Origin of the sequence: Streptomyces sp. Tu 3180, assembly GCF_009852415.1 — a bacterium.
In the GTDB taxonomy this organism is placed as follows: Bacteria; Actinomycetota; Actinomycetes; order Streptomycetales; family Streptomycetaceae; genus Streptomyces.
In genome coordinates this window covers 1,045,608-1,072,242 of record NZ_WOXS01000002.1, presented here as the reverse complement: position 1 = coordinate 1,072,242, position 26,635 = coordinate 1,045,608, and the positions used below count along the sequence as shown (strand labels likewise).

Annotated in this window: 26 protein-coding genes and 4 pseudogenes; 12 read left to right on the top strand and 18 right to left on the bottom strand. The window is 73.0% G+C overall.

Features of this window, described 5'->3' with window-relative positions; genetic code table 11:
- Window positions 1-111 precede the first annotated feature (111 nt).
- Window positions 112-1,110: a fibronectin type III domain-containing protein gene (locus GL259_RS05720; RefSeq protein ID WP_159529786.1), complete on the bottom strand. Its 999-nt coding sequence runs from the start codon at window positions 1,108-1,110 to the stop codon at window positions 112-114.
- Between the two features lie 421 nt (window positions 1,111-1,531).
- Between GL259_RS05720 and GL259_RS05715 the strand changes: the two genes are divergently transcribed.
- On the top strand, window positions 1,532-2,224 hold the full coding sequence (locus GL259_RS05715; RefSeq protein ID WP_159529784.1) for a glycoside hydrolase family 75 protein: 693 nt from the start codon (window positions 1,532-1,534) through the stop codon (window positions 2,222-2,224).
- Window positions 2,225-2,355: 131 nt separating this feature from the next.
- Here the strand turns inward: GL259_RS05715 and GL259_RS05710 are convergent, their stop codons facing one another.
- The 3 genes from GL259_RS05710 to dhaK are packed head-to-tail and all read right to left on the bottom strand — an operon-like array spanning window position 2,356 to window position 4,417.
- On the bottom strand, window positions 2,356-2,766 hold the full coding sequence (locus GL259_RS05710) for a PTS fructose transporter subunit IIA (RefSeq protein WP_159529782.1): 411 nt from the start codon (window positions 2,764-2,766) through the stop codon (window positions 2,356-2,358).
- Window positions 2,759-3,376 (bottom strand): dihydroxyacetone kinase subunit DhaL, encoded by a 618-nt coding sequence (gene dhaL / locus GL259_RS05705; protein ID WP_159529780.1) that lies wholly within the window; start codon window positions 3,374-3,376, stop codon window positions 2,759-2,761. The genes GL259_RS05710 and dhaL overlap by 8 nt, the downstream gene beginning before the upstream one ends.
- 48 nt (window positions 3,377-3,424) lie before the next feature.
- Window positions 3,425-4,417: a dihydroxyacetone kinase subunit DhaK gene (gene dhaK, locus GL259_RS05700; protein WP_159529778.1), complete on the bottom strand. Its 993-nt coding sequence runs from the start codon at window positions 4,415-4,417 to the stop codon at window positions 3,425-3,427.
- A gap of 251 nt (window positions 4,418-4,668) precedes the next feature.
- Between dhaK and GL259_RS39510 the strand changes: the two genes are divergently transcribed.
- Entirely contained in the window at window positions 4,669-5,067 is a 399-nt protein-coding gene (locus tag GL259_RS39510; protein WP_347814614.1) for a DUF6153 family protein, read from the top strand.
- A 127-nt stretch (window positions 5,068-5,194) separates the two neighbouring features.
- Here GL259_RS39510 and GL259_RS05690 read toward each other — a convergent pair whose 3' ends face one another.
- Window positions 5,195-5,473: a heavy-metal-associated domain-containing protein gene (locus GL259_RS05690; RefSeq protein WP_159529773.1), complete on the bottom strand. Its 279-nt coding sequence runs from the start codon at window positions 5,471-5,473 to the stop codon at window positions 5,195-5,197.
- Window positions 5,474-5,658: 185 nt separating this feature from the next.
- Window positions 5,659-5,997, bottom strand: coding sequence for a hypothetical protein (locus GL259_RS05685; protein WP_243762258.1), 339 nt, complete (start codon window positions 5,995-5,997; stop codon window positions 5,659-5,661).
- A 183-nt stretch (window positions 5,998-6,180) separates the two neighbouring features.
- On the opposite strand from GL259_RS05685, the gene GL259_RS05680 reads away from it, so the two are divergent.
- The 3 genes from GL259_RS05680 (at window position 6,181) to GL259_RS05670 (ending at window position 9,922) form a co-directional block, all read left to right on the top strand.
- Window positions 6,181-6,489, top strand: a complete 309-nt coding sequence (locus GL259_RS05680; RefSeq protein ID WP_159529771.1) for a DUF3040 domain-containing protein — start codon at window positions 6,181-6,183, stop codon at window positions 6,487-6,489.
- A 574-nt stretch (window positions 6,490-7,063) separates the two neighbouring features.
- Window positions 7,064-8,275, top strand: a complete 1,212-nt coding sequence (locus tag GL259_RS05675) for a polysaccharide pyruvyl transferase family protein (protein WP_159529769.1) — start codon at window positions 7,064-7,066, stop codon at window positions 8,273-8,275.
- Window positions 8,276-8,443: 168 nt separating this feature from the next.
- Entirely contained in the window at window positions 8,444-9,922 is a 1,479-nt protein-coding gene (locus GL259_RS05670) for an aldehyde dehydrogenase family protein (protein ID WP_159529767.1), read from the top strand.
- A gap of 363 nt (window positions 9,923-10,285) precedes the next feature.
- Here the strand turns inward: GL259_RS05670 and GL259_RS05665 are convergent, their stop codons facing one another.
- A complete protein-coding gene (locus GL259_RS05665; RefSeq protein ID WP_159529765.1) occupies window positions 10,286-10,711 on the bottom strand; it encodes a DUF2267 domain-containing protein in 426 nt (141 codons plus the stop codon).
- A gap of 283 nt (window positions 10,712-10,994) precedes the next feature.
- Between GL259_RS05665 and GL259_RS05660 the strand changes: the two genes are divergently transcribed.
- The 5 genes from GL259_RS05660 to GL259_RS05640 all read left to right on the top strand — a co-directional run bounded on the left by GL259_RS05660 (window position 10,995) and on the right by GL259_RS05640 (window position 15,639).
- Window positions 10,995-11,504, top strand: a complete 510-nt coding sequence (locus tag GL259_RS05660; protein ID WP_159529763.1) for an AAA family ATPase — start codon at window positions 10,995-10,997, stop codon at window positions 11,502-11,504.
- Window positions 11,505-11,718: 214 nt separating this feature from the next.
- Window positions 11,719-12,357: a DUF2243 domain-containing protein gene (locus GL259_RS05655; RefSeq protein ID WP_159529761.1), complete on the top strand. Its 639-nt coding sequence runs from the start codon at window positions 11,719-11,721 to the stop codon at window positions 12,355-12,357.
- The gene (locus GL259_RS05650) at window positions 12,357-13,181 is read left to right on the top strand and encodes a cytochrome c oxidase assembly protein (protein ID WP_159529759.1); all 825 of its coding nucleotides are present in this window, start codon (window positions 12,357-12,359) and stop codon (window positions 13,179-13,181) included. The genes GL259_RS05655 and GL259_RS05650 overlap by 1 nt, the downstream gene beginning before the upstream one ends.
- Before the next feature lie 45 nt (window positions 13,182-13,226).
- Window positions 13,227-15,326: an NAD-dependent DNA ligase LigA gene (gene ligA, locus GL259_RS05645; RefSeq protein WP_159529756.1), complete on the top strand. Its 2,100-nt coding sequence runs from the start codon at window positions 13,227-13,229 to the stop codon at window positions 15,324-15,326.
- Window positions 15,327-15,393: 67 nt separating this feature from the next.
- A complete protein-coding gene (locus tag GL259_RS05640) occupies window positions 15,394-15,639 on the top strand; it encodes a hypothetical protein (RefSeq protein ID WP_159529754.1) in 246 nt (81 codons plus the stop codon).
- A 15-nt stretch (window positions 15,640-15,654) separates the two neighbouring features.
- Here GL259_RS05640 and GL259_RS05635 read toward each other — a convergent pair.
- A pseudogene (locus GL259_RS05635) lies at window positions 15,655-16,481 on the bottom strand (IS5 family transposase).
- A 7-nt stretch (window positions 16,482-16,488) separates the two neighbouring features.
- On the opposite strand from GL259_RS05635, the gene GL259_RS37590 reads away from it, so the two are divergent.
- Window positions 16,489-16,764 (top strand): hypothetical protein, encoded by a 276-nt coding sequence (locus GL259_RS37590; RefSeq protein WP_166461406.1) that lies wholly within the window; start codon window positions 16,489-16,491, stop codon window positions 16,762-16,764.
- 12 nt (window positions 16,765-16,776) lie between these two features.
- Here GL259_RS37590 and GL259_RS05630 read toward each other — a convergent pair whose 3' ends face one another.
- The 6 genes and pseudogenes from GL259_RS05630 to GL259_RS05615 all read right to left on the bottom strand — a co-directional run bounded on the left by GL259_RS05630 (window position 16,777) and on the right by GL259_RS05615 (window position 19,833).
- Entirely contained in the window at window positions 16,777-17,271 is a 495-nt protein-coding gene (locus GL259_RS05630; RefSeq protein ID WP_159529752.1) for a hypothetical protein, read from the bottom strand.
- Window positions 17,272-17,395: 124 nt separating this feature from the next.
- Window positions 17,396-17,628, bottom strand: a pseudogene (locus tag GL259_RS38585) (integrase); the annotation flags it as partial.
- 161 nt (window positions 17,629-17,789) lie between these two features.
- Entirely contained in the window at window positions 17,790-18,593 is an 804-nt protein-coding gene (locus GL259_RS05625; protein ID WP_159529750.1) for an SAM-dependent methyltransferase, read from the bottom strand.
- 685 nt (window positions 18,594-19,278) lie between these two features.
- The gene (locus GL259_RS38580; RefSeq protein WP_243762257.1) at window positions 19,279-19,425 is read right to left on the bottom strand and encodes a hypothetical protein; all 147 of its coding nucleotides are present in this window, start codon (window positions 19,423-19,425) and stop codon (window positions 19,279-19,281) included.
- Window positions 19,426-19,478: 53 nt separating this feature from the next.
- Window positions 19,479-19,574, bottom strand: coding sequence for an NAD(P)-dependent oxidoreductase (locus tag GL259_RS38575; RefSeq protein WP_243762544.1), 96 nt, complete (start codon window positions 19,572-19,574; stop codon window positions 19,479-19,481).
- A gap of 61 nt (window positions 19,575-19,635) precedes the next feature.
- Window positions 19,636-19,833 carry a hypothetical protein gene (locus GL259_RS05615; protein ID WP_159529748.1) on the bottom strand — a complete coding sequence of 66 codons (198 nt, stop codon included), beginning with the start codon at window positions 19,831-19,833 and terminating at the stop codon, window positions 19,636-19,638.
- 32 nt (window positions 19,834-19,865) lie between these two features.
- On the opposite strand from GL259_RS05615, the pseudogene GL259_RS38570 reads away from it, so the two are divergent.
- Window positions 19,866-20,075, top strand: a pseudogene (locus GL259_RS38570) (hypothetical protein); the annotation flags it as partial.
- A 70-nt stretch (window positions 20,076-20,145) separates the two neighbouring features.
- On the opposite strand, the gene sbnA reads toward GL259_RS38570, so the two are convergent.
- The 4 genes and pseudogenes from sbnA to GL259_RS05595 form a co-directional block, all read right to left on the bottom strand.
- Window positions 20,146-21,198, bottom strand: a complete 1,053-nt coding sequence (sbnA, locus tag GL259_RS05610; protein ID WP_159529746.1) for a 2,3-diaminopropionate biosynthesis protein SbnA — start codon at window positions 21,196-21,198, stop codon at window positions 20,146-20,148.
- 40 nt (window positions 21,199-21,238) lie between these two features.
- Entirely contained in the window at window positions 21,239-22,309 is a 1,071-nt protein-coding gene (gene sbnB, locus GL259_RS05605) for a 2,3-diaminopropionate biosynthesis protein SbnB (RefSeq protein WP_159529744.1), read from the bottom strand.
- Complete coding sequence (locus GL259_RS05600) at window positions 22,306-23,313, bottom strand: TauD/TfdA family dioxygenase (RefSeq protein WP_159529742.1); 1,008 nt, start codon at window positions 23,311-23,313, stop codon at window positions 22,306-22,308. Before GL259_RS05600 ends, sbnB begins: the two co-directional genes overlap by 4 nt.
- Window positions 23,314-23,349: 36 nt before the next feature.
- Window positions 23,350-26,633: pseudogene (locus tag GL259_RS05595) on the bottom strand (amino acid adenylation domain-containing protein).
- Window positions 26,634-26,635: the final 2 nt, after the last annotated feature.

Here is a 26,635-nt window from a genome sequence, read left to right as displayed (position 1 = left end):
GAACGCCCGTGCTGCCACGAGGCCAGCCAAGACGCGCCCGGCCCGTCGCGCACTCCGGCCGCCGCCGGGCAGGTGACGCCCTGCGCCGTCCGGCCGACCGGAGGGCGCGGGTCAGCCCCGCGCGCCCGTCGTCACCGTGCGCTCCGCCGAGAAGCCGCCCCAGGTCCCGTCCGGCAGCATCGCCCGGATCCGGACCCGATGGGTGACCCCCGGGTCCCGCCCCACGTAGAAGCGGTACGTCGCCCGGTCGCGCGGGGCGTCACCGCCCTGGACGAGCGAGGTGGCCGCGCGGCCGTCCAGGTGCACCTCGTACTCGGTGACCACCCCGTCCACCCGCGGCGGCACCCAGCTCAGGTCGAGGGAGTACGCCCCGTCGGACCGGTGGCTCGTGGCGCGGAAGCCGGTGGGCGCGGTGGCCCGGGCGTCCCCGCCGCCGGTGGTGGTGAGGCGGACGGCGGCGCCGGCCGGGGAGAGGTTGCCGGCCGCGTCCCGGGCCCGGACGGTGAACACGTAGCGGACGCCCGGCCGCAGCCCCGTGACCACGGCGGCCGTCTGGTTCCCGCCGACGCTGTGGATCTTCGTCCCGCCCTGGTGGACGTCGTACGACACCACACCCCGGTCGTCCGTCGAGGCGGACCACGCCAGCTGGACCGCCCGGCTCCCGACGGTCCGGCCGCGCAGCTTCGCCGGACGGGTGGGGGCGGAGTCGTCGGCCGCCACCGCCCCGGGAGTCGTCGCCCGGACCTCCCGGCTGCTCGGTCCGAGCCGCCCGTCCGCGTCGCGCGCCCGTACGGTGAAGACGTACGGGGTCGAGGGGCGCAGCCCGGTGACATCCACCATGTGCTTGGAAGCGGGCACTTCCTTGACCTTGGTGGCGCCCCGGTACACCTCGTACCGGCTCACCTCGGTGCCGGCCGCGGCGACCGCGTTCCACATGACGTGCACGCTGGTGGCGCTCCCGGCCTCGGCCGTGACGCCCGTCGGCGCCCCGGGCGGCCGCTCCGCCGCTTCCTCACCCGGCCGGTCCCCTCCGCAGGAGGTGACCAGCAGGAACACCCCGCAGAGCGCGAGAAGGCGGCGCGGGGACACGGTGACGGGAACGCCTCGCACGACTGTCGCCTCCCGGGGCGGCACACGGACGGGTCCGGGCACGCGCCCGGCAATGGTCCGGACCAATATGGCCCCGTCGGCGGGGTCCCATCAAGGGGGCGGCCGCGGGCGGGCGCTCCGGCGCGTTCCGTATGCTGGGCGTTCGAACGGCTGAACTGCCCATGAGGGCTCGGGAGTTCAGGCCCGTGGCGCGGACCGCTGTCGTCGCAGACCCGCGCCGGCGCGGGCGGCCGGGGGCCGGAGCGGACACGGGTCCGGGTCCCCGGCCCTGTCGCGGCCACGGGTGTGATCGTGCGTCGTACGGCCCTGTCGAGATGGCGTCGGCACCACTCCGGGATCAAATGGGGCCGAGTGTGACCGTCAGTGCCCCCGACGAGAGGCTCTTTTGATCGTGTTCCGAGTCCATTCGTTCACCTTGGCCATGGCCGGTGCCGCCCTGCTCGTTCCCCTGGCACTCCCCGCCGTCGCCGTGTCGCAGCCCCGCGCCGGATCGTCGCAGCCCCGCACCGCACCGGTCGCGCGGTACACGACCCCCGTCTCCGCCGCCGAGCTGCTGGCCCGGGTGGACGACTGCGTGCCCGTCTCCCAGGGCCTCTACCGCAAGGACCACGGCTCCCGCGCCACCGTCCCGGTGTGCGGCACGCGCGACGCCGTGTTCTGGAAGGCCGACATGGACATCGACTGCGACGGCCGTCCCGGCCACCGCTGCAACGCCACGACCGACCCGTACTTCTCCGCCGCCACGGCCTTCGTGCAGTCCGACGGCCGCCCGCTGAGCTCGGAGGAGCTGCCCTTCGTGGTGGTGCCCGCGCCCAGTGCCGTGTGGGACTACCGGGCCCACGGCGTGCGCGGGGGATCGGTCGTGGCGGTGGTGTACGGGGACCAGGTGCGGTACGGGGTCGTCGGCGACACCGGCCCCGCGAACGTCATCGGCGAGGCGTCCTACGCCATGGCCGAGGAGCTCGGCATCGACCCCGACCCGCGGACCGGCGGCACCTCCTCCGGAGTCACCTACGTCGTGTTCAGGAACAGCCGGGCGACTCCCGTCGAGGACCGCCAGGCGGCGGTGACGGCGGGGGAGCGGCTGGCCCGGCGGTTCGTGGACGGCGGCTGAACCGGCCGACGGGGACGCACCGCCTCCGGGAACCACCGGCTCGAGGAGCCGGTGCCGGCGGGAGACGGCGCGAGGGGAAGGCGGAGGGGCCCGGGGGCCTCCGCCCCCGGGCCCTCACACCTTCCGGGCCCTCACACCTTCCGGTACGTGTACGCCTCCGCGGCCGCCGCCTCCACCGCCGCCAGGTCGGCCCCCGCGGCCGCCGTCACCACCGCGGCCACCGCGCCCTCCACGAACGGCGCGTCCACCAGCCGGGTGTGCTCGGGCAGCTCGTCGCCCTCCGCGAGCAGCGCCTTCACCGTGAGCACCGCGCTGCCCAGATCGGTCAGGACGGCGACACCGGCCCCGCGGTCGACGGACGCGGCCGCCGCGGCGATCAGCTCCGCGCTCGTGCCGAGACCGCCGCTCCCGGTGCCGCCCGCCGGGGCCACCGGCACCGCGGCACCGGCTCCCGCCAGTCCCTTCGCCAGTTCCGCCACCGCCGCGGCCACCGCCGCGCTGTGCGACACCAGCACGATCCCCACCGGCTTCGCGTCACTCATCCCCGGCCCCCGCGTCCGAGGCGGCGTCGGCCAGCCCGGCGATCAGCAGCGCCGCCGACGTGGCCCCCGGATCCTGGTGCCCGATGCTGCGCTCGCCGAGATAACTGGCCCTGCCCTTGCGGGCCCGCAACGGCGTCGTGGCCACGGCGCCCTCCTCGGCCGCCGTGCGTGCCGCGGCGAACGAGTCACCGAGTGCGTCCACGGCCGGCAGCAACGCGTCGATCATCGTCTTGTCGCCCGCCGCGGCGCCCCCGAGCTGCATCACCGCGTCCACTCCGGCACGCAGCGCCTCGGCCAGCTGCCGCTCGTCGACCTCGGTGGCGTCCCCGAGCGCCTTGCCGGTGCGGCGCAGCAGCGTCCCGTACAGCGGGCCCGACGCGCCGCCCACGGTCGAGACGAGCAGCCGCCCGGACTGGGTCAGCACCGCGCCGGGGGTGGCGGGCGGTTCCTTCTCCAGCGCGGCCCGCACCGCCGCGAACCCGCGCTGGAGGTTGCTGCCGTGGTCGGCGTCGCCGATCGGCGAGTCGAGGGCGGTGAGCCGCTGCGCCTCGCGGTCCACGGAGGCGGCGGTCACCGTCATCCAACGGCGGAAGAAGTCGGCGTCGAGCACGGGATCTCCTTGCCTGCTAGGTGGTCGTGAACCATTGCCCGGCGTGTCTCACACGCCCCAGCGCAGTCCCGGGGTCCGCACCGGCGCGTCCCACAGCCGCAGCAGCTCCTCGTCGATCCGGCACAGGGTGACCGAGGCGCCCGCCATGTCCAGGGACGTGACGTAGTTGCCGACGAGGACGCGGGCGACGGGCACGCCGCGCTCGCCGAGCACCCGCTGCACCTCGGCGTTGAAGCCGTACAGCTCCAGCAGCGGGGTCGCGCCCATGCCGTTGACCAGGACCAGGACGGGGTCGCGCGGGGCGAGGTCCGCCAGGATCGCGTCGACGGCGACCTCGGCGATCTCACCGGAGGTCATCATCGGCCGCCGCTCCCGGCCGGGCTCGCCGTGGATGCCGATGCCCAGCTCCAGCTCCCCGGCGGGCAGATCGAAGGTCGGACTGCCCTTGGCGGGCGTCGTGCAGGCGCTCAGCGCCACGCCGAAGCTGCGGGAGTTCTCGTTCACCTGCCGGGCGATCGCCTCCACCTGCTCCAGCGGCCGGCCCTCCTCCGCCGCCGCGCCGGCGATCTTCTCCACGAACAGCGTCGCCCCCGTGCCCCGCCGCCCGGCCGTGTAGAGGCTGTCGGTCACCGCGACATCGTCGTTGACCAGCACCTTCGCGACCTGGATGCCCTCGTCCTCGGCCAGTTCGGCGGCCATGTCGAAGTTGAGCACGTCACCGGTGTAGTTCTTCACGACGAACAGCACCCCGGCCCCGCTGTCCACGGCCGCCGCCGCCCGCACCATCTGGTCGGGCACGGGCGAGGTGAACACCTCGCCGGGACAGGCCGCCGACAGCATCCCCGGGCCCACGAACCCGCCGTGCAGCGGCTCGTGCCCGGAACCCCCGCCGGAGACCAGGGCCACCTTCCCGGCCACGGGCGCGTCCCTGCGCACGACCACCCGGTTCTCCACGTCCACCGTCAGCTCGGGATGGGCCGCCGCCATACCGCGCAACGCGTCCGCCACGACGGTCTCCGGGACGTTGATGAGCATCTTCATGGTGTCTCCTCGGAGGGTGTGCAGGTGGGCTTCTGACCTGCCTTCTCGCTGGTCGGGCAGGATTCGGTCAGGTGTCGTTCCCGGCGCCCGCGAGCGGGTCCCGGCGGTGCCGGCGCCGGCTCGGCACGGACTTCCCCGGCGCCGTGCCGGGTTTCCGCGAGGGGTCGGCTGCATGTCGGTGGAGGTCCCACGGGGGCAGTATCGGCCTTGTGGCCGTGAAGGTCACGTGAGGCGGCCTCCCGAGCGCGCCGGTGGAGGCCGGGCGGCCCTCGACCGGAGGCCGTGAGGCCCGCGGCTGCGGGGAACGCGTCGCCGAAGCCGGCGACCGGCCGGTACGCCCGCTCGGTGAGGGGTGCCCGTACGATGAGTCCGTGACCTTCAGCACCCGATCGAGCGGCCGCCCGGCCGGGTTGCCGCTCGCGCTGCTGGTCCTGGCGGTGCTGGCCGGTGTGCTGGGCATGCACGCCCTGGCGCCCGGCGGTGTCCCGGCGGCGCAGACGACGGCCGGGCACGAGAGGGTGACGGCCGCGGCGGACGGCGTGCCGCACGCGGACGGCGCCTACGAGCCGGCCAGGAGGACGGCCGGGCAGATCATCACCTCGCGGAGCGCGGAGATCGAGCAGATGGACAAGCTGCTCGGCGAGGACTGACCGGACCCCGTGCGTGGGGACTGACCGGACCTCGTGGGTGCGGGGCGGGCGCCGGCCCGCCCCGCACCCCGTCCGGCTCGGCCCCGGGGGGTGGGGCCTCGGCTCGCGGTCCGGCAGGCGCGCCGGTTCAGACCGCGCGGCCGGTGAGTTCGTAGCCGGCGTCGTCGACGGCCCGGGCCAGCGACGCGTCGTCGGGCTCGGCCGCGGTGGTGACGGCGACCCGGCCGGACTCGAGGTCGACGTCCACCGCCAGCACGCCGTCCAGGGCGCCGATCTCCTCGGTGAGCGTGGCCTTGCAGTGCCCGCAGGTCATTCCCGAGACGTCGTAGACGGTGGTGACGCCCTCGGTGGCCGGGGCCTCGGCGGTGGTGGTGGAGCAGGTGCCGTCGGGGGTGCAGCAGGACATGGGTTCCTCCCGGAGGAGACGGGGCCGGACGTACGCCAGGGGGGTACTGATGACATCCACATGTATACCCCTCGGGGGTATCTTCGGCAAGTGGTCTCCGGAGGCGGTCGTGCGCACCCGGCGGGGGTGCACGACCGGCGAGGGCGGTCACGGAGGCCGGTCGTACCGGGCCGCGCCGTCGCCCGTCAGCCGTCGTTGTCGCGCCACCGGCCGCCCGTCGGGGCCGTGTCGAAGCGGGTCGCGGCCGAGGCGTTGCCGCCGAAGTCGTTGTCGGTGACCCGGCCGCCCGTCCAGGTGGCGTCGCGGGTGATCCAGAGGGCGTGGGTCTGGGTCCGGGGCCGCCGGTCGTCCCGGACGCGGTTGCCGTGCAGGTGGGGACGGACGACGGGGGCGTCGGCGGTGAGACCCGCGCGCGGCGCGGGCGCCTCCGGGAGGCGGTAGGCGGAGCCGGGCGCGGGGGTGCCGTCGCCGACCAGCCCGTGCTCGCGGGCGTCGACGGTCAGGGGCATGGCTGGCAGTGGCATGGCTGTGGGGCCGCTCCTCACCGCGTGACGTCACCGTTCCCGTCCTGCGGGTTCCGACCCGGGTACCGGGTGCCGGCGGGCTTCAACCCTGCCGGGCCGGACCGGCTCGGGGGCGGTCGGGCCGGACCGGTTAGCCGAAGGCGTGTGCGGGGCAGCAGGAGAGGCGGCCCCGGAGGAGGAACAGTGTCGATCGGCCGGCTCACCGAACACGAGCAGCGCGTTCTCGAGGAGATGGAGCGCGAGCTGCGCCGCGACCGCCGCCTGGACCGGCGGCTGCGCGCCCTGCGCCGGCACGGGCGGCCGAACCGGCTCCGGGACGCCTTCCGCGATCCGCGCCCGTGGGCCGTCGTCCTGCTGCTCGCGGTCTGCGTCGCGCTCATGGCGGCCGGCGTCGTCACGTCGGACCCCCGGGTGATCTGGGCCTTCGCCGTCGTGTGGCCGCTGATGCCGTATGCGGTCCTCCGGCTGCTGGGCCGGTGGCCGGACAGGTGAGCCGTCCGTCCCCGGGCCGCGGGAGACCGCTCGGCGCGGGAGCCGGCGGCCGTGCCCGGGAGCGGGGGAGCGAGGCGAGGACGCCGGCCGGAGCCCGCGGGACCGAGCGGTGATGCGGTTCCGGGGCCGCCCGTGAGGAAACCCCGGGGGAGATCGTGTGAGCCGGTCGGTTCCCCCGTCCGCCTCGCCTGTCCCTCCGGTCCGTCCTGCCCGCCTCGTCCGGATCGACCGCCCCGCCTTCCGCGTCGGACCCGTGCTCCGTACGGGTACGGGGCGCCGGGCGTGCCGAGCCCGGACGCCCGGTGACGACCGCCAGAGCGGGCGGGAAGGCGCGGAAGACGGGACACTTCTACTGCGCCACCCACCAGGAAGTCCGCGCGGGGCGGGCGACGGGATTCCGCCCCGCCCCGACGGTGACAAGGAGTCCGAGTCCCGCGGGAACGAGCCGGGCGCCGAGTCCCGAACGGGCCGGCCGGCGGCACGCGGCCCCGGCGACGGGCCCCGGGACGGCCCCGTCCGGCAGGTGCCCGCGCACCCCGTCCCCCGCACCTCGCGTTTCCGACAGGAGATCCGCATGACCACCCAGCGCCCGTTCGTCCCGCCGGAGCCGCGTATCGGAGTGCTCGGTTCGTACGGCGGCCTGAACACGGGTGACGAGGCCATCCTCACCTGTGTCCTCACCTGCCTGCGCGCCCACCGCCCGCGTGCGAGGCTGGTCGTCTTCAGCCGCGACGCCGAGCACACCCGCGCGCACCAGCCGCTCGCGGACGAGGCGCTGGACTGGGAGGGCGTCCCGCACAGGACCCTGCTCGAGACCCTCTCGGGCCTGGACCTGCTGGTGCTCGGCGGGGGCGGCATCCTCTACGACGGCGAGGCGCGCCGCTACCTGCGACTGGTCCGGGCGGCGCAGCTCGGCGGCGTGCGGACCTTCGCCTACGCGGTCGGCGCCGGACCCCTGCGCGAGCCGGACGACCGGGAGGCGGTGCGGACGGTGCTGTCCGCCATGGACGAGGTCGTGGTGCGCGACGAGGAGTCACGGCTCGTCCTGGAGGAGGCCGGCGTCGAGCGGGACGTCACCGTCACCGCCGACCCGGCGCTGCTGCTGCCGCCGGAGCCGTTCACCGCACGGATGATGGCCGCGGAGGGCGTCCCGGCCGGTGCCCGCCTGGTGGGGATGTCGGTGCGGGAGCCGGGCCGGGCGGCGGAGCACCTGAACGAGGGCGACTACCACGCGCTGATCGCCGGCGTCGCCGACTTCCTGGTCCGGCGCCTCGACGCCCACGTGGTCTTCGTGCCGATGGAACGCCAGGACGTCCGGCACGCCCACGCCGTCCTGTCCAGGATGGCGGCACCCGACCGGGGCCGGATCCTGAACGGCGCCTACAGCCCCGGGCAGGTCCTCGGACTGATGCGCCACCTGGACCTGGTCGTCGGCATGCGCCTGCACTTCCTCATCTTCGCGGCGCTCTCCGGCCTGCCGGTGCTGCCCCTGCCCTACGCCGGCAAGGTGTTCGACTTCGCCCGCCGGCTGGGCGCACCGACGCTGGTCGGCGTGGCACGCGAACAGTCCGGGCTGCTGCTGGCCGAGCTGGACCGGCTGTGGGACGAGTTCCCGCAGCGCCGTCCGGAGCTCGTCGCGCGCGTACGGGGGCTGCAGGACCTCGCCCGTGAGACCGGCGTCCGCTGCGGGGCCCTGCTCGACGATCTCGACGACCTCCACGGCCGTGCCGCGCAGGCACCGGGTCCGGAGCGGGAGAAGTCGCTGCTGGCCGTGGACGAGGTGTGAGAACGGCCGAGCCGCACCCCGGCGAAGGCAGGCGGTGCCTCCGTTTGCGCGCGCCCGCCCGGGGATACACGGCCGGGACATTCCGGTCACCGCGGGAGAGAGCGACGTCGCACGGGTCGCGGGGGAGACGGGGCGCCCGGAGCCGGCCCGGACGACGAGGGAGGCACCATGGCGCGTACGGCGACGCCGGACGTCTACACGGGCTTCGACCGCATGCCCCTGGCCGGCGAGTGGCGCGCGGGCAGGGCGGGCGGCTCCCGGCGGGACACCGATCCGTACACCGGGGACGTCCTGACGGAGATCGGGCTCGCCGGTGCCGACGACCTGGACGAGGCGTACCGCGCCGCGCGCCGGGCGCAACCGGAGTGGTCCCGCAGGCCCGCCGGGGAACGCGCGCAGATCATGCGCAAGGCGGCCCGGATCCTGGCCGACCGCGAGGAGGAACTCACCGGCTGGCTGCAACGCGAGGCGGGAGCGACCCGCAACCGCGCCGCCGTGGAGATCACGCTCACCCGCGCCGTCACCGACAGGGCCGCCGACCAGGCCGGCCTGATCAACACCTGGAGCGGCGCGGACTCCGACCTGGAGCACAAGGAGAACCGCGTCTACCGCACGGCGGTGGGTGTCGTCGCCGTGATCAGCCCGTGGAACTTCCCCGTCCACCTCTCCAACCGATCGGTCGCGCCGGCGCTGGCCCTCGGCAACGCCGTGGTGCTCAAGCCCGCCGGCGACACGCCCGTCACCGGCGGGCTCTTCCTGGCGAAGGTGTACGAGGAGGCCGGCCTGCCGCCGGGGCTGCTGAGCGTGGTGGTGGGCAGCGGAAGCGCCATCGGGGACGCGATGGTGGAGCACGAGGTGCCCCGGGTGGTGTCCTTCACCGGGTCCACCCCCGTGGGGCGGGGCATCGCCGCGAAGGCCGGGGTGAAGAGGCTCGCGCTCGAACTCGGCGGCAACGGCCCCCTGGTGGTGCTCGACGACGCGGACCTCGACCAGGCCGTCGCGGGAGCCCTGTACGGCACCTACTTCCACCAGGGCCAGGTCTGCATGGCGACCAACCGCGTCATCGTCCACGCGACGGTGTACGACGCCTTCGTCGAACGCTTCGTCGCCGGTGCCGGGGCCCTGCGGTACGGCGATCCGCGCGACGCCGGCACACAGCTGGGCCCGGTCATCAACGCCGGGCAGGTGGACTCCGTCCGCGAGAAGGTCGCCGGCTCCGTCGGGGACGGTGCCGAGCTGGTCCTCACCGGCGAGCCGACCGGCCCCACCGGGCAGGTGCTGCCGCCGCAGGTCCTGCTCGGCGGCAACGACGTCACCACCGCCCGGGAAGAAGTGTTCGGGCCGGTGGCGACCCTCGTCAGGGCGGACGACGAGGAGGACGCCCTCCGCCTCGCCAACGACACCGAGTACGGCCTGTCCAGCGGCGTGTACACCCGGGCCACCGACCGCGGCCTGCGGTTCGCTCTGCGCATGCAGGCGGGGATGACCCATGTCAACGACACCACCGTCCACGACGACGCGCACATCCCCTTCGGCGGTGAGAAGGCCTCCGGACTGGGACGCTTCGGCGGCGACTGGGTCGTGGACGAGTTCACCACCCACCACTGGGTGAGCCTTCAGCACGCGCCGCGCGAGTTCCGCTACTGAGCGCGGAGCCGGCCACCAGGACCGGGCCGAGGCGCTCTTCGGACACGGCGGTCCCCTCTCGTGAGCCGGCCTCCCGGCGCGGCGTTCCGGGGTACCCGCCACCCCGTGGAAACGGAAGGCCGCCGCACGGGCCCGGCGCGCCGGACCGCCCCGGTGCCCCGGGTCCGTCCGGCGCACCGGCGGGCAGCCGCCCATGCGGCCGACCGGCGATGAACCGGCGACCGGCGATGAACCGGCGACCGGCGACGGCCGGCGACGACCAGTGACCCGGCGGTCGGGTCCGTGTCGCGGACCGGGAGGACGGAAGGTCCGTACCCGGCCGCCGGCCGCGGCGGCGTGGGTGCGGCCGTGTGCGGAGGAGGGTCAGTCCGTGTCGTCGGTGGTGCGGCCCGCGGGCAGGAGCGCGCGGATGTCCGCGGGCAGCGCCCCGGCCACCTTCTCCGTCAGTTCCGGGGCGAGGGCGGCGTCCAGCACCTCCAGTACGGCGGCGGCCTCGCGCACGGCCGTGTCCTCGTCCGTCTCCGCGCGACCGGCGATCCGGCCGGCGAACACGGTGAGGTCGAATCGCTCGCCCGAGGTGCCCGGGTGGTCGTCGGCGGAGGAGCCCACCGTCTCCCGGACGGCGGCGCCCAGTGCCGACGGCAGCTGGGCGGCCATGTGATCCGCGAGCCCGGACGGCAGCCGCTCGGCCAGGGTCCGCAGTACGGCCCGCGTCGCCTGTTCGGCCGATCCCCGGTCCGGCAGCTGAGCGAGCGCCTGTACTTTTCCGATCATCTGATCATGCTGCATGAGATGGCTGTCCTTCCCCATGATGCGTTCCGTCCGAACGCCGGTGGTGGGACAACGGGCGAGTACCCGCAGTGCCGCCGCCGCACCGGAAGCCGGACGGGGCGAGGACGGTGACCGGGTGACCGGCCGCGCGGGTGTCACGCCCCGGTCGCCCCGCGGACACGCTCCGACCGGTGGGGGAGGGGCACGGCACGCGCGTCCGGACCGCCGGTGCCGGCGGGATCGGCCCCGCGCCCGCCGGCCAGGGTCCCGGCGACACCGGGCGGCGTGGCATCGTGGCCGCATGGCGAAGGGAACGGACCTGGCCGTGTTCGTCGGACTGCAGGCGTCCGGGAAGTCCACCTTCTACGACCAGCGCCTGTCCGGCCGGTACGCGCTGGTCAGCAAGGACCTGTTCCCGCGGGGCGCCCGCAACAAGCAGCGGCGGCAGATGCGGCTGGTGGAGGAGCACCTGGCCGCCGGGCGGCCGGTGGCCGTGGACAACACCAACCCGTCACCGTACGAGTGGGCCCCGCTGGTGGAGCTGGCCCACGCCCACGGCGCCACAGCGACGGCGTACTGGTTCCCCCCGGACGTGGCCGGCTCACTGCGGCGCAACGCCGCCCGCGAGGGCCGCGACCGCGTGCCGGACGTCGGTGTCCTGGCCACGCTGAGGCAGCTCCGCAGGCCCTCGGCCGAGGACGGGTTCGACGCGGTGCACGAGGTGCGCTTCGACGGCCGCGGCGGCTTCGAGGTGCGCGCCGGCGGCGGTGACGACGGGGCCGGCCCCGGCCCGCACGGCACGAGAGGGTGAGGTGTCCGGCGGCGACCGGTTCCGGCCGACGGGAGCGGCCGCGGGGCGGCGCCCGTCGGGCCGAATGGCCGAACAGGCGGCAGCGGTGCGGCGGACGGACTGGTAGTCCGTAGGGAGGCGGCTGCCACGCGCGCATGACGGGGACCCGTCCGCACAGAACCCGTGCGGGCGGGTACGAGGGTGTCGGCGGGGGCCGAGGGATGGAGGTACGTCGATGGCGACCACCGTGGACCGGGCCGGAACCGGTGCGGGGACGGCCGATCTGCGATTGCCGGGCATCGTGCTGGGGGTGGGGATCGGCGGCTTCCTGGACGGCATCCTGCTGCACCAGCTCCTGCGGTGGCACCACATGCTCACGAGCACCGACCAGGACCGCATCGGTGTGAAGTACTACGACCCCGGCACGGTCTCCGGGCTGGAGATGAACACCGTCTGGGACGGCCTCTTCCACACCGTGTGCTGGCTCGCGGTCCTGACCGGACTCGCCGTGCTCTACGCCCGGGTCACCCACAACCGGCGCCGGGTGTGGACCTCCCGGGTGCTGTGGGGCTGGATGCTCGTCGGCTGGGGGCTGTTCAACCTCGTCGAAGGCGTCCTGGACCACCACGTCCTGGGCATCCACCACGTCCGCGCCGGGGACGGCCGGCTCTGGTGGGACCTCGGCTTCCTCGCCCTCGGCGCGCTGCTGCTCGTCGGCGGGTGGCTCCTCCAGCGCGGCGGGCGGCTCCTCGATCCCGGCACCCCCGGCACCCCCGGCGCTCCCGGCACCCCCGGCGCTCCCGGCACCCCCGGCGCTCCCGGCACCCCCGGCGCTCCCGGCGCTCCCGGCGGCCGGCAGGCACCGGGCGCCTGATGGACCACCACACGCACCCCGCGCACCACGGCGCGGACAGCGGTCTGCCGGAGATCCTGCCGCCCGCGCTCGCCCTGTCGGCCTGCGCCGTGGGCTACCTGTGTCTCGTCCGCCGGGCCCGGCGCCGCAATCCCGCGCAGGACTGGAGCCCGTGGCGCACGGCCGGGTTCACCACCGGCCTGCTCCTGCTCGCCGTCGCCCTCCTGCCGCCGCTCGCGCCCTTCGCCCACGGCGACTTCCGCGGGCACATGGCGCAGCACATGCTCATCGGCATGTACGCCCCGATCGCCCTGGTGCTCGGCGCTCCCGTCACCCTCCTGCTGCGCACCCTGCCGGTGACCTCCGCCCGGCGGCTCACCGCGGTCCTGCGCGCCCGCCCCGTCCGCCTGCTGTCCCACCCCGCCCCCGCCCTGCTGCTGTCCGCGGGCACCCTGCCGGTCCTCTACTTCACCCCGCTCTACGACACCGTCACGGCCCATCCGGCCGGGCACTGGCTGCTGCACGCCCACTTCCTGCTGTCCGGCTGCCTCTTCGCCCACGTCATCGCGGGCCCCGACCCGGCCCCGGCCCGGCCCGGCGTCCCCGCCCGCCTGGTCTGGCTCGGCTGCGCCGTCGCCCTGCACGCCGTCGTCTCCCAGCTGATGTACGGCGGGTTCCGGGTCGACGTGCACGCTCCCGCCTCCGAGGTCCGGGGCGGCGCGGAGATCATGTACTACGGCGGCGACCTGGCCGAACTCCTCCTGGCCGCCGCTCTCGTGGCCACCTGGCGCCCCGAACGCGGACCGCGGCCCCGTAGGCCGGACACCGTCCCCGTGGCCCGGTGAGCGGTCCTCCGCCGGCGCCCGGGCCCGTTGTCAGTGCTGGGCGACATGATGCGGATCACGACGACTCCTGCAGCAGCGATCGTCGACGCCACCGCCTACGCGCAGGCGGTCGAGAACGCCGTGGGCGCGGCGGCCGCCTACTACGCGGGAGGCACCTCCCCGCTGGACGACGACGCCTACGACCGGCTGGTGCGCGGGATCGCCGACTGGGAGGCGGCCCACCCCGACCAGGTGCTCCCCGGCTCCCCCACGGGGAAGGTGGCCGGCGGCGCGGCGGAGGGCGACGTGCCGCACACGGTGCCGATGCTCAGCCTCGACAACGTGTTCTCCGCGCAGGAGTTCACCGCCTGGACCGCGTCCCTGGCCCGCCGCATCGGCCGTGAGGTGACGCGCTTCGGGGTGGGCCCGAAGCTGGACGGGCTCGCGATCGCCGCCCGCTACCGCGACGGCCGCCTCACCCGGCTGATCACCCGCGGGGACGGGACGGCCGGGGAGGACGTCTCGCACGCGACCGGCACCGTCGAGGGGCTGCCCGAGGAGTTGGCCGAGCCGGTCACCGTGGAGGTGCGCGGCGAGGTCCTCATGACGGCCGCCCAGTTCGCGTACGCCAACGAGGTGCGCACGGGACACGGCGGACAGCCGTTCGCCAACCCGCGCAGCGCGGCCGCGGGCACCCTGCGGGCGAGGGAGCGCGTCCACACGGTGCCGATGACGTTCTTCGGCTACGGGCTGCTGCCGCTGCCCGGCACCGACCGCGCCCTCGCCGGACGGCTGGACGGGCTCGCGCACAGCGACCTGACGACCCTGGCCGCCGAGCTCGGCGTGCACACCAGCGCCCGGACCGCGGTCCCGGACGTCGTCACCGAGACCCCCGAACAGGTCCTGGACCGGGTGAAGGAGATCGCCGCGGTCCGCGCCGGGCTGCCGTTCGGTATCGACGGGATCGTCGTCGAGGCCGACCTCGCCGCCGACCGGCGGGACGCCGGATCCGGCTCCCGCGCGCCCCGGTGGGCGGTCGCCTACAAGCTGCCGGCCGCGGAGAAGATCACCCGGCTGCTGGGGGTGGAGTGGAACGTCGGCCGCACCGGCGTCGTCGCGCCGCGCGCCGCCCTCGAACCGGTGGTCATCGACGGCTCCACCATCACCTACGCCACCCTGCACAACCCGGCCGACATCACCCGCCGCGACCTGCGCCTCGGCGACCACGTGACGGTGCACCGCGCCGGCGACGTCATCCCCCGCGTCGAGGCCCCGGTCGCCCACCTGCGCACGGGCGAGGAGCGGCCCGTGGAGTTCCCCCGGCAGTGCCCCCGCTGCGGGTCGGACATCGACACCGGCGAGGAACGCTGGCGGTGCGCCCGGGGCCGCAACCGCCACCTGGTCGCGTCCCTCGCCTACGCCGCGGGACGCGACCAGCTCGACATCGAGGGACTGGGCGCCACCCGTGTCGTCCAGCTCGTCGACGCGGGCCTGGTCGCCGACCTCGCCGACCTGTTCGCCCTCCGGCGGGACCGGCTGCTCGCCCTGGAGCGGATGAGGGAGACCAGCACCGACAACCTGCTCGCCGCGATCGCCAGGGCCAAGGAACAGCCGCTGTCGCGGGTGCTGTGCGCGCTCGGCCTGCGCGGAACCGGCCGTTCCATATCACGGCGCATCGCCCGGTACTTCGCCACCATGGACGACATCCGCGCCGCCGACGCCGACGCGATGCAGCGGGTCGAGGGCATCGGAGCGGAGAAGGCCCCGTCGATCGTCGCGGAACTGGCCGAGCTCGCCCCCCTCGTCGACAGACTCGCCGCCGCCGGCGTCAACATGACCGAGCCCGGCGCCACGCCCCCGGGCCCCGACGCCGCTCCCGGCGGCCACGACGTGCCCGGCGCGCCGGCGGAGGGCGGCCCGCTGGCCGGGATGACGGTCGTGGTCACCGGCGCGATGACCGGGAGCCTGGAGAAGCTCTCCCGCAACGAGATGAACGAACTCGTCGAAAGGGCCGGCGGACGCTCCTCCTCCAGCGTCTCCGGGAAGACCGCCCTCGTCGTCGCGGGGGAGGGAGCCGGGTCCAAGCGCGCCAAGGCCGAACGGCTCGGCGTCCGCCTCGCCACCCCGGACGAGTTCGCCGCCCTGGTCGCCGGCCTCCTCCCCTGACGCGGCCGTTTCCCGGCGTCGGCCCGGGGAACCCGGCCGGGACCCGACGCCGAGGGAAGGGGCGGACATGACCGGCCGGAAGGACGACCGCGGGGACCGCTACGACCGGGCGCGCAGCCCCGAGGAACCGGGAGCGCACTCGGGCGCGGAGAGCCAGGCACAGGAGCGGTCCGTGCCGGGCACGGCGAGCGCCGGTGAGGGGTACCGGACGCAGGAGGGCACGACGGCGGGCAAGCCGCTGGAGGGCGTCGAGACCGACGAGCGCGACCGGCGGGAGCCGGACGACGAGGACGGGGACCCCGCCGGCCGCTAGGTTCTGTCTCTTTGGTCAGCGTCGGGTCCAGATGAGGACGCCGGCGAGGTGGAGTGCGGCCTGGCGGGCGATGGCGAGTTTGCCGGTCCGTGTGGTCAGGCCGCGCCGCTGCTTGAGGCGGTTGATGCATCGTTCGACGGAGTTCCGCTGTTCATGGGCATCGCGGTCGAAGCCGGGCGGGCGGCCGTCTTGGCGGCCTCGTCGTAGCCGGTGGCCAATCTGGTCGGAGGGCTGCGGGATGACCGCGCGGATTCCCCGGCGTCGCAGGTGGCTGCGGATGGCGCGGGACGAGTAGGCCCGATCGGCCGGCACGGCGAAGGGGCGGGTCCGCGGCCTGCCCGGACCCTTCGAGGCACGCGGATGCGGGCCATCACCGTTTCGAAGGCGGGTGCGTCACCGGCTCGCCCCGCGGTGACGGTGAAGGCCGGAGGTCGTGCACCGCCGTCGGCGGCCGGGTGGACCTTCGTGCCCAGCCCGCCACGAGAGCGTCGGAGTGCGTGACCGGCGGGCCCGCCGAAGCAGGCCGCCCTTTTTGCGTGCCCCGGCGGCGTGCTGGTGGGTCCGGACGACCGTGGAGTCCACCGGTACCGTCCAGTCGACGTCGTCGTCGGCGTCCCCTGCTGCCCGGACGGCGGCGAGGATCTTCTCCCAGTGCCGTCGACGGCCCGTCTGATCAGCCGTTCATGGGCGGTTTGATGCGAGCCGGGCTCGTCGGGCAGGTCCCGCCAGGGCGAGTCGGTGCGGTACTTCCACGCGATGGCCTCGAGGGTAGGGCGGTGATCGGCCCATCGCCGCCCGCGGACCGGATCGGCCGGCATCAGCGGCTCGATCCGGCCCCGCATCGCATCAGTGATCACCAATCGGACAGGCGCATCCGATCGACTGATCAACCCATCAAGGAGACACGCGCCGGGCGACGCCATCCGGGACGGTCGTGCCGCCATCGCCGACAAGACCGGCGGCGGCTATCTCGTCATCGGTCCGAACACCGCTGACATCGATATGGCGCAGTGGCGCGCCGCTGCCCCACGTGCTGGCTGTCGTCGGTCCCGCCTTCTGCTGCTACCGGGTGTCTCCCGGTCCCTGCTGGTGCCGCTGGAGGCCGCTCTCGGCTTCGTCTCGTGACCGGCACCTCAGTCAGGAGCAGCTCAGCTGGGCGTTGATGTCCGTTCGGGTCATCACCTTTCCCGTGTGGGTCATGAACTCGCCCTCCCCGAGCCGGGCGCCCTCCAGCCGGGAGAGGTCGATCCAGCCGTCCCTCCCCTCTTCCTCCTTGCCGTCGGCCTCCTCGAAAACGGTGACGTAGAAGCCGTCAGGCAGCTTCCCCCGGAGAGGCTGTTCCTCCTTGGCGAAGTCGGCGTCGCTGCCCAGGTCGAAGAAGCCCTGCGCCGTCTCGGCCGAGCGAGGGCCGCGCGCTTTCCACAGGGTCGTGAAGTCGTCGTCGTCCGCATAGATCTCTGCTCCGGAGACGGTGTCCCCCGGGCAGATCGGATACGCGATCACGAGGCCGCCCTCCGGGCCCCGGGCGTATCCGAAGTCCGGAGGGTTCGGTGCCTGCGTGTGGCAGCCGGCGGTGACGGCGATCACGGCGAGCGCCGCCGCCAGGACGAGTGCGGTTTTCCTCATGGACATGGGTAGCCACCGTCATCCACGGACCGGATCGGCCGGCATCAGCGGCTTGATCCGGCCCCTATCGCATTGATGATCGTGAATCGGATTTAGGAACCCGATCGGCTGATCAACTCACCAAAAAGACACGCTCCAGCAGCAGGAGTTGGCGTAGCTTGCCGATCAGGAGCGGTGGAGCAGACCGGCGAGACTGCGCGGTCGGTGTCGGTGAACACGCGCTTGCCGACCTGGTGCTGCAGGACCAGCAACTGGTGCCGCAGCGCGAGGATCTTCAATGTCTTTGTCCCGCTCACTCTTCGGTAGCAGACGCAGGAGGGTGAAGGCGTCGGTCACGGCGAGGCAGGCCAGGCGCAGCAGCACAGCAGGTCATGATGCCGCCCGGCCGTCGTCCGCGTGCACGGCACGGGCGCGAGCGGTTAGGCGGCACGGAAGCCTTGGCGCCGACGATCAAGCTTCTGACCTGACCGGATGGTTTATCGGCACCCACAGCCTCCGCGGGACTACCCGAGCGGCAGGCCGGGTCACTTCTTGACCGCGACACCGCAGACGGAGACATCGGCTGTGTCCTCCTCGGCCCGGTCGGCGTCCGGCCGCCAGGCGGCCGTGGCCACGACCCCCGGCTCCACCAGCTCCAATCCGGTGAAGAAGGAGGCGATCTCCTGTGGCGATCGCAGGTGGTAGGTGTTGGCCGACTGCCCGTTGTAGACCCCGACCGCGGTGTTGAGGGCCTCGTTGGTGTTCGTGCCGTCACTCAGGGCCAGGTAGCTGCCCGAGGGCAGGGCCGACATCAGCCTGCTCACCAGGTCGGCGGGGCGCTCGGCGTCGGAGATCTGCCCCATGATGCCCAGCATGGTCAGGGCGACCGGGCGGCTGAGGTCCAGAGTCTTCGCTGCTTCGGCGAGGATGCGTTCCGGGTCCCTGACGTCGGCGTCGATGTAGGCGCAGGCGCCCTCGGTGCTGCTGGTGAGCAGGGCCTGCGCGTGCACCAGGACGAGGGGGTCGTTGTCGACGTACACAATGCGGCTCTCCGGCGCGATGCGCTGGGCCAGTTCGTGTGTGTTGTCGGCGGTGGGCAGTCCGGTGCCGATGTCGAGGAACTGGCGGACACCGGCCTCGCTCGCGAGGAAGCGCACAGCGCGCGCGAGGAACCTCCGCTGCAGCCGCGCGACGGCGGCGAACTCCGGGAAGGTCTTCAGGACGACCTCACCGGCCTCGCTGTCGACAGGGTAGTTGTCCTTGCCTCCCAGCAGGTAATTCCAGACACGGGCGGAGTGCGGGCGATCGGTCTGCAGCCTGGCCCTGATTTCTTCACGCGGGTGAGTCATGGGGAAAGCTTCACACAGAGCTGTGCCTTCGTAGGCCGACTGCCGCGATACACCTCGGCTTCGCTGGGGCTGAGGGACGCCGCCAGGACCGCGGCCCGTAGCACACACTCCGCAAGACGACCGCACACCGGACCGCCCGAGGCCCCGATAGCGACGACCGAACCTTTCCACGGTGACTTCTCCCACAGACCCGGCACGCCGAGGACGGGCATGACACCGTGTCCGCGGGTCCGGTCCGTCGCCCCCGCCGTGGTGGCGGGCCGGGCCTTTTTCGTGCGGTCGCACGGCCGGAGGCCCGCCGCCACCCAGTACGCGGACGCCGCCGCAGGGCCGGCAGAGCGAGGGCGCGCCGCGTTCAGGCTCAACCAGGCCTGCCCTGGCGGTCCTTCGCTTTGCTGCGGAGCGCGAAACCCCTTCCGTCCGGCAAGCGACTCGCCGACCGTGACAGGAACCGATCCCCCTGGCCCGTCGATCTCCTTGTCGCACCCGAACGGCGCCCAGCCCCACCCGTTCACCTCACCGGCCTGCAACACTCAGTGACTGCTTCCAGAAGTTGAGCCGGAACCGTTACCCGTGAACAAAGCCAGACCGAAGAGCAAGACCCCTCCAGACGGTCCTCTCCTTGGCACTTGTCCTTCCCGGGAGGTGGGGGTGTTGCCGGGCTGTCACCTGCCGACCGCAGGCGTCACGGCGTCACCACGGGGACGCCGTCCGGGCGGCCGGCGAGCAGCGCTGCGATGCGGTCGGCGCAGCGGAGGGCGGCCTCGGCCATGGCACGTCGGGCCATCCCGGCGACGTGCGGAGTGAGCAGGGCGTTGGACAGGCCGAACAACGGGCAGGTGAAGGCGGCGTGCTCGTGGGCGAAGGTGTCGACGGCGGCGGCCGTCAGGGGTGGGCCGGGTCGCGTAGTGCGTCAGCCGGGGCTTGCTCGTCGACGATTCCGCCTCGGGAGGTGTTCAGCAGGATCGAGCCGGGGCGCATCAGCGCCAATTCTGCCCGTTCCACCTGGACTTCGCTGTCCGCCAGCGAGCAGTGAGCCGGATCAGGTGAGAAGGCCGGCGAGCGCGCCGGCCACCGCGGCGACGAGGGCAAGGACTGCGGCAAAGGCGGTGGCGGCGCGGGTGAGGGCGACGGGGTAGGTGGCGCCGCCCAGGCGGGCGAGCCCGCCCGCGCCGGCGGCGGCCGGCACCGCGACGACGAGCACGAGCGCGGTGGTGAGGAGGACGACGGTGCCATTCACGGCAAGCTCCCGTCAGCAGGTGGGACGCTGACGTGGACGAAGGTCTCGGAACGACTCCGGCCGCCCTGTGGTCCAGGTGGGGAACTCCGGGCCCCGCACGCCTGCTGCTCCCGGAGCCGACCCGGCGGTACGAGGACGAACCCGCACTCGACTTCCTCATCAGGGCCCGCGGACCCTGGGGAAGTGTCGGAACCTCGGTGGAGACCTGGGACGGCGACGGTCTCGACGCCTTCCTCGCGTCACCCGCCGAAGACTTCCGGGGCTGGGAAGGAACGCGCACGCGGCACTCCCTCCGCTACGAGACGGTGTTCGTCACCGTCGCCGTCGCCGGCTTGCGGGCGGGTGCGGTGGGCGGCTCTCCTGGAACGTGGGCACGGGGCCGGCTGCCCGGGGACCGTCGGCCGTTTCATCGGGGTCGAGCACGTCATCGCCGTAAAGATCGTGCAGCCAATTGGATTGGTAGATAGTGTCGAGGTAGCGCTCGCCGAGATCCGGGGCGATGGCCACCGCGGTGAGTCCACGCGTGTCACGGTCGTCCAGCCAACGCACCGCGCCGCTGACGACCGTGCCGGTGGAGCCGCCGAAGAGGAACCCGCTTCTGGCCAGGCGATGGCACGCACGGATGGTGTCCGTCTCCTCGACGCGTATCACCTCATCCACGTAGGACTCGTCGAGTAGCGGCGGAGGCATGCTCATGCCGAGTCCGGGTATCATGCGGCGGCCCGGCGGACCACCGAAGGTCACCGAACCGACGCTGTCCACTGCGACGATCCGTACCGGCCGGTGCCACTGGCGGAAGTAGCGTGCGCAGCCCATCAGGGTCCCGGTGGTCCCGGCGCCGATGAACAGTACGTCCAGGTGCGGGAAGTGCTGGGCGATTTCCGGCCCCGTCTTGCGGTAGTGCGCCTTCCAGTTGCTCGGATTGGTGTACTGACTGAGCCACACGTACCGGTCATCGGAATCGCACAGCGCACGGACGTAGTCGATCCGCGCGCCCAGGAAGCCGCCTTTGGCGTCCAGGCCGGCGATGGTGTGCACCTGGCTGCCCAATGCCTCCATCAGGAGCCTGGTCGACAGGTTGCAGCGGGAGTCCGTCACGCACAGGAACCGGTAGCCCTTGCTCGCCGCGATCATGCTCAGCGCTACGCCGAGGTTGCCGGACGAGGATTCGACCAGGATCGAATCCGGCTTGAGGTCTCCGTCTCGCTCGGCGGTCTCCACCATCTCGGTCGCGGCCTTCAGCTTGATCGAGCCAGCGAAGTTGAAGCCCTCGCACTTCAGGAGCAGGGAGCGCCCGAGGATGGGCTCAAGGTCGACATAGAGCTGGGACTCGTTGAAGGCATGGGGAGCGGATATGACGGGCATGGCGGTCTCCTCCTCACTGCGGCAGGGCCCTCGCGGACGGTCATCCGTAACGGCTCAGTTCGTGGAAGAAGTTGTCGATGACGTGCAGTTCTCCGGAGCGGACCATTGCGTCGTAGACGTACTTCCCGACCGCGAGGTCGAGCACCCCGAGGCCGAAGGGCGAGAACACCACCGGTCGGTCCGCCGGCACCGTCACCCGCCCGGCCATCACGTCGACCAACGTGCCGTGCAGGAAGTCCCGGCTGCCCGTGAGCTGCTCGGCCAGATGGGGCGAGGTGTCGGCCTTCAGGCAGTGCTCGACGTCATCCACGATGTTGGCCGAGGCGAGAACGACCTCCGGCGCGAGGTCGCGCAGGGACACGTGCAGAACCACGGGATTGTGCGAGAACCACGCGGGATCGCTGACGTGCGGTTCACCGGCGACGGTGGCGAAGACCACCAGGTCGCTGCCACGGATCAGCTCCTCGGCGCTGTGGTGCACCGTGATCCGGCCCGTGGTGCCCGACTGCTCGAGGTAGCGGCGGAACCCGGCCGCGCTGTCGGCGGCCAGGTCGTGTACGCCCGTCTCGTCGAACGACCAGTCGTTGCCGGCCAGGAACGTGTGGATGTAGCGGGCGATCAGGCCCGTTCCGAAGAACCCGACGCGCATGGGCCGTGGCCGGTTCCGGCTGAGCCGGTCCGCGGCCAGCACCGCGGACGCGGCCGTCCTGGTGGCGCTGATGATGGAACTCTCCAGGCAGGCGAACGGGTAGCCGGTGTCCCGGTCGTTGAGGATCAGCACGGCGGACGCCCTCGGGATACCGGCCTGAACGTTCTCCGGGAAGCTGGAGATCCACTTTACGCCGTCCACCCGTAGGTGCCCGCCGATCGAGGCCGGCAGCGCGATGATCCGGGAGGTCGGGCGGTCGGGGAAACGCAGGAAGTACGACGGCGGGTTCACCGAGTCACCGGCGCCGTGCAGCCGGTAGGTGGCTTCGATCAACTCGACGATCTGCTTCTCGCGCCCTTCCAGCACCTGCTGGACCTGGGCACCGGAGATCACCGCGAAGGGTCGTACGGTGTGCGGTCCGCTTGCTGCGGACGCCGTCGCGGTGGTGGGGACGCTGGTCATCGGGCGGTCACCTCGAAGGCCGGCGAGCAGTCGGACAGACGCACCGGGTCGGCCATCGCGACGAGTACGTCGCGCGGTCCCTCGAAGGGCTCCCGGCTGTGCGCGGTGCGCAGGTTGTCGACGATCATCAGATCGCCGGTCTGCCACGGCTCGCGTGCGGTGTGGGTCTCGTAGACCTTGTTGAGCAACTGCACCACGTCCTCGCCGATCGGGTCGCCGCTCCCGAAACGGGTGTTGAACGGCAGCCCGTCGGCGCCGTAGACCTCGACGAGGTACTCGCGGACCTCGGGGGCCAAGGTCCACTCGTTGAGGAACGCGACCTGGTTGAACCAGCAGCGTCGCCCGCTGACCGGATGGCGCGCCACGGCGCTGCGCCGCTGCCTGGTGCGCAGGGCCCCGTCGGGTTGCCATGCGAACTCGATCGCGTTGGCGCGGCAGTAACGCTCGACAGCGTCCCGCTCGTCGGTGCCGAACGCCTCGACGAGGGACGCCCCGATCCCGTCGTTGTAGCTTCGGGTGAGCAGCCACCCCTCGCGCTCGAACCGCTCGGTCAACGCGGTGGGCAGTTCCTCGAGCACGGCCGCCGCGTCAGCCACTCCGGTCGCCCCGCCCTGATGGGGGGCAGCGAGGCAGGCGAACAGCATCAGACCGGGGAACTCGAGCGTGTAACTCTGTTCGTGGTGCATGCACATCGGCTGGTTTGGCGGCCACTGAGCCGAGGAGTACACGCCGTCGGCGTAGGTCCGCCGGGGCGCGAAGGCCTCCCTCTCGGCCATGAGTCCGGTGCTCAGCCGCTCGAAGACGGCACCGGCCCCGGCCACGTCGCACAGCCCGAGGCCGCGGATCAGGACGCAGCCGTGCTCGGCGACGACGGCGCGCAGCGCCTCCCGGTGCTCGGCTGCCCAGCGCGGCGCGTCACCGGTGACCCCGGCCCGCAGTACCGGAGGTCGGCCGGGTCGGATCTCGACCTCTTCGAGCAGCGACGCCGGGGATATGGAGGACATCCTGTTCTCCTTTCGGTGTGCGGCTGTGCGTGCCGCTCAGGAAGAAGGCAGTAGTTCGACGGCGGGCAGCACGGCCTGCGCCGCCTCGGCCGGACGACTGCGCAGGAAGTAATGGCCGCCCTCGGCGAGTTCGTGCAGGTCGACGTGGACCGCGAGGAGCTCCCAGTCGCGGTGGCGTCGCGGGTGATCGGCCGTGATCGGGTCGTCAGTGGTGACGACCACGGTGACCGGCACGGACAGTTTCACCGCCGGGGGAGTGTCGAGGAGATGTGCGAAATAGCGGTGTGCGGACACGCAGTCGTGCCGGTAGGCCGCCCCGATGCGCTCGGCACGCCGTGCGTCCAGCTCGTGGAGCTCGGCGTAGCCGCTGTCCGCGCTCAGCCTCGCGGCGATCTCGGCGTCGCTCAGCCCGGTCAGCTCGGTGACGGCGTCGCGCCGGTCAGCGGCATCGCCGGGCAACTGCGCGCCGATGAAGACCCGTCGGACGTCCACCCCGCGCTCGTCCAGCTGCCTGGCCGTCTCCACGGCGAAAGCCGCGCCCGACGAGTGACCCCACAGCAGGACTCCGGACAGGCCGCGTTCGGTGATCTCGGCGACGACCTGAGCGACCACATCCGCCAGCGACGCGAAGGGCTCGCTCTCGACGGCCACGTCGTGACCGGGCAGTTCAACGGCGTAGACCGCGATCCCGCTGCCCCGCAGCGCCTTGGCCATCGGCTGGAAGTTCACCGCGTTGCCGCCGGCGTAGGGGAAGCACACCAGGGCACCGGTCGGCGCACCGTCCGGTTCGCACAGCGACTGAAGCAGCCCGGAACGCCGACCGGACCTGCCGTCGACCAGCGCGGCCAGATCGGCGAGGACCGGATGCTGGGTCACGTCCTTGAGCGACACCGTGCGGTCCAGGGCGATCGCCAGCCGTACGGCTGACAGCGATGTGCCGCCTCGGTCGAAGAAATGGGCCCGTCGATCGATCTGAGCCCGCGGGATGCCGAGCACCTCCGCCCAAGCGGCCGCCAGCCGCCGCTCGGTCGGCGTGCCCGGTGCGTGGGGACTTTCTTCGTCGTCCTCGACGAGGTCCGGTTCTTCCGCGAGTGCCGCCAGTGCCCTCTTGTCGATCTTGCCGTTGGCGGTCAGCGGCAGCCTTTCCCGCCAGTGGAAGGCCGACGGCACCATGTACGCCGGCAGCGACGCACCCAGCCCGTCCCGCAGGCCCTCGGGGGAAGCGGCCCCGGGCCGGAGTAGAAGGCCACGAGGCGCTTGCTCCCGTCGGGCCGCCCGGCGACCACCACCGCACCGTCGCGGACGCCGGGCACCTGCAGCAGGGTGTTCTCGATCTCGCCGATCTCGATCCTGAAGCCACGGATCTTGACCTGGGTGTCGCGACGTCCGAGGAACTCCAGCTTGCCCTCGGGCAGCCAGCGGCCGCGGTCGCCACCGCGGTAGAGCCGGGTTCCCTCGCGGTGCGGATCGGGCATGAAGGCCTGCTCGGTGCGGTCGGGGTCGTTGACGTATCCACGGCCGACGCAGACGCCGGAGAAGACGATCTCGCCGGGGGCGCCGAGCGGCACCGGTGACAGGTGCTCGTCGACGACGTAGACGTGCACATTGCTGACGGGGGGACCGAGCGGGACCCGTTCACGGTCCGGCACCCGGTCCAGGACCTCGTGGTTGGTGTCGTCGCAGGTCTCGGTCAAGCCGTAGGCGTTGACCAGCTTGATGCCGGGCTCGGCCGCGAACCAGCGCTGCGTGAGCTCCTTCTTCAACGCCTCACCGGTGACGGACACGCACCGCAGGGCGGGCAGCTCGCGCGGGTGCTGCTCCAGGTACGTCAGGACGACTTCGAGGTATGACGGCACGACTTGGAGCACGGCGGCCCGACCGCGGGCGATCCTGTCGACGAACCGCTGGACGTCCAGGATCACCTCCTGCTCGACCAGCAAGGTCCGCCCACCCACCAGGAGGGCGGACAACAGTTGCCACAGCGAAATGTCGAAGCACTGGGGGGCGGTCTGGGCGACCACCTGTCCCTCGTCGAGCTCCAGGTCCTCGATCTTGGCGTAGAGGTGGTTGAGCATGCCCGCGTGTTCGCACATCGCGCCCTTGGGCTCTCCAGTGGAGCCGGAGGTGAAGTAGATGTAGGCGAGTTGGTCCGGTGCGACGGTGATGCCCAGGTCGTCGTCGCGATCGCCCTCGTCGTACGCCATGCCGATGAGGAGCTTCCGGACTCCTGGTAGCGAATCCAGGGCCTGGTCGAGCGAGTCGGTGCTTCCGGGGTCGGTGAGCACGAGCCCGCACTCGGCGCGGGAGAGCACGGCCGCGATGCGATCGGCCGGGAAGCGCGGCTCGACGGGCAGGTACACGCCTCCGGCCTTGAGGACCGCGAGGACCGCGGCCATCCAGTCCAGGTTCCTCTCGGTCACCACCGCGACGACACCTTCGCGTCGCAGCCCTCGCGCCAACAGGGCTCGTCCCAGCCGGTTGGCGCGAGCGTTGAGCTCCTGGTAGGTCCACTCCCGGTCGCCGTGCACGGCCGCGACGGCATGCGGGTGCAGCCTCACCCGCTGTTCGAACAGCTCGTGCATCCGGGCGTCCGGCAGGGTACGGCGCGGTCCGGACAGCCCCTCCAGCTGGAACCGGAGCTCCTCGTCGGAAAGCAGGCTCTGCCGCGCGTGCTCGGCATCCGGATCCGCTGCGATGAGTGCGAGCGCGGTGAGGTGGTAACCGGCGATCCTGGCGGCGCAGTCCGCGTCGAGTACGTCGGTCCGGTACCGCAGTCGCAGCGTGGGACGGCCCCTGTGCTCGGAGAACGCCATCCACAGCACGGTGTCGCCGGCGAGATCGCCGGCGACACCCACCGGACAGGAACCGAAGGCCGGATTCGGACAGAGGACGGTCTCGAACGACGGTTCGGTGAGGTCCAGCTCGCGCCTGAGCTCGTCGACCGGAAAGTCCTTGTGCGACAGCAGTTCCGACGCGACGCGATGGGCGTCGGCCAGGAGCGCCCGCCACGATGCGGGTGCGGTCGTCAGCCGGCAGGGCAACGGCCGGCCGCCCTTCTCCGCGACGTAGCCGGTCGTGACGTCGTGCTCGCCCGACAGCGCGGCGAGTACCTTGGCGTGCGCGGCCAGCATCACGGAGCCGAGAGGCAGCGTGAGATCCTCCGCCAACCGGCGCAAGGCGTTCATGACGTCGTCCGAAATCGTGGCCTCGTGCTCGTCGACGCCCGTCACCGGACGGAGCGTCCACCGAGGGATCGTGGTGGATCCGCCGGTGACGAGCACCCCGCGCCAGAATTCCCGGTCCGCCCCTCGCGTTGCCATCG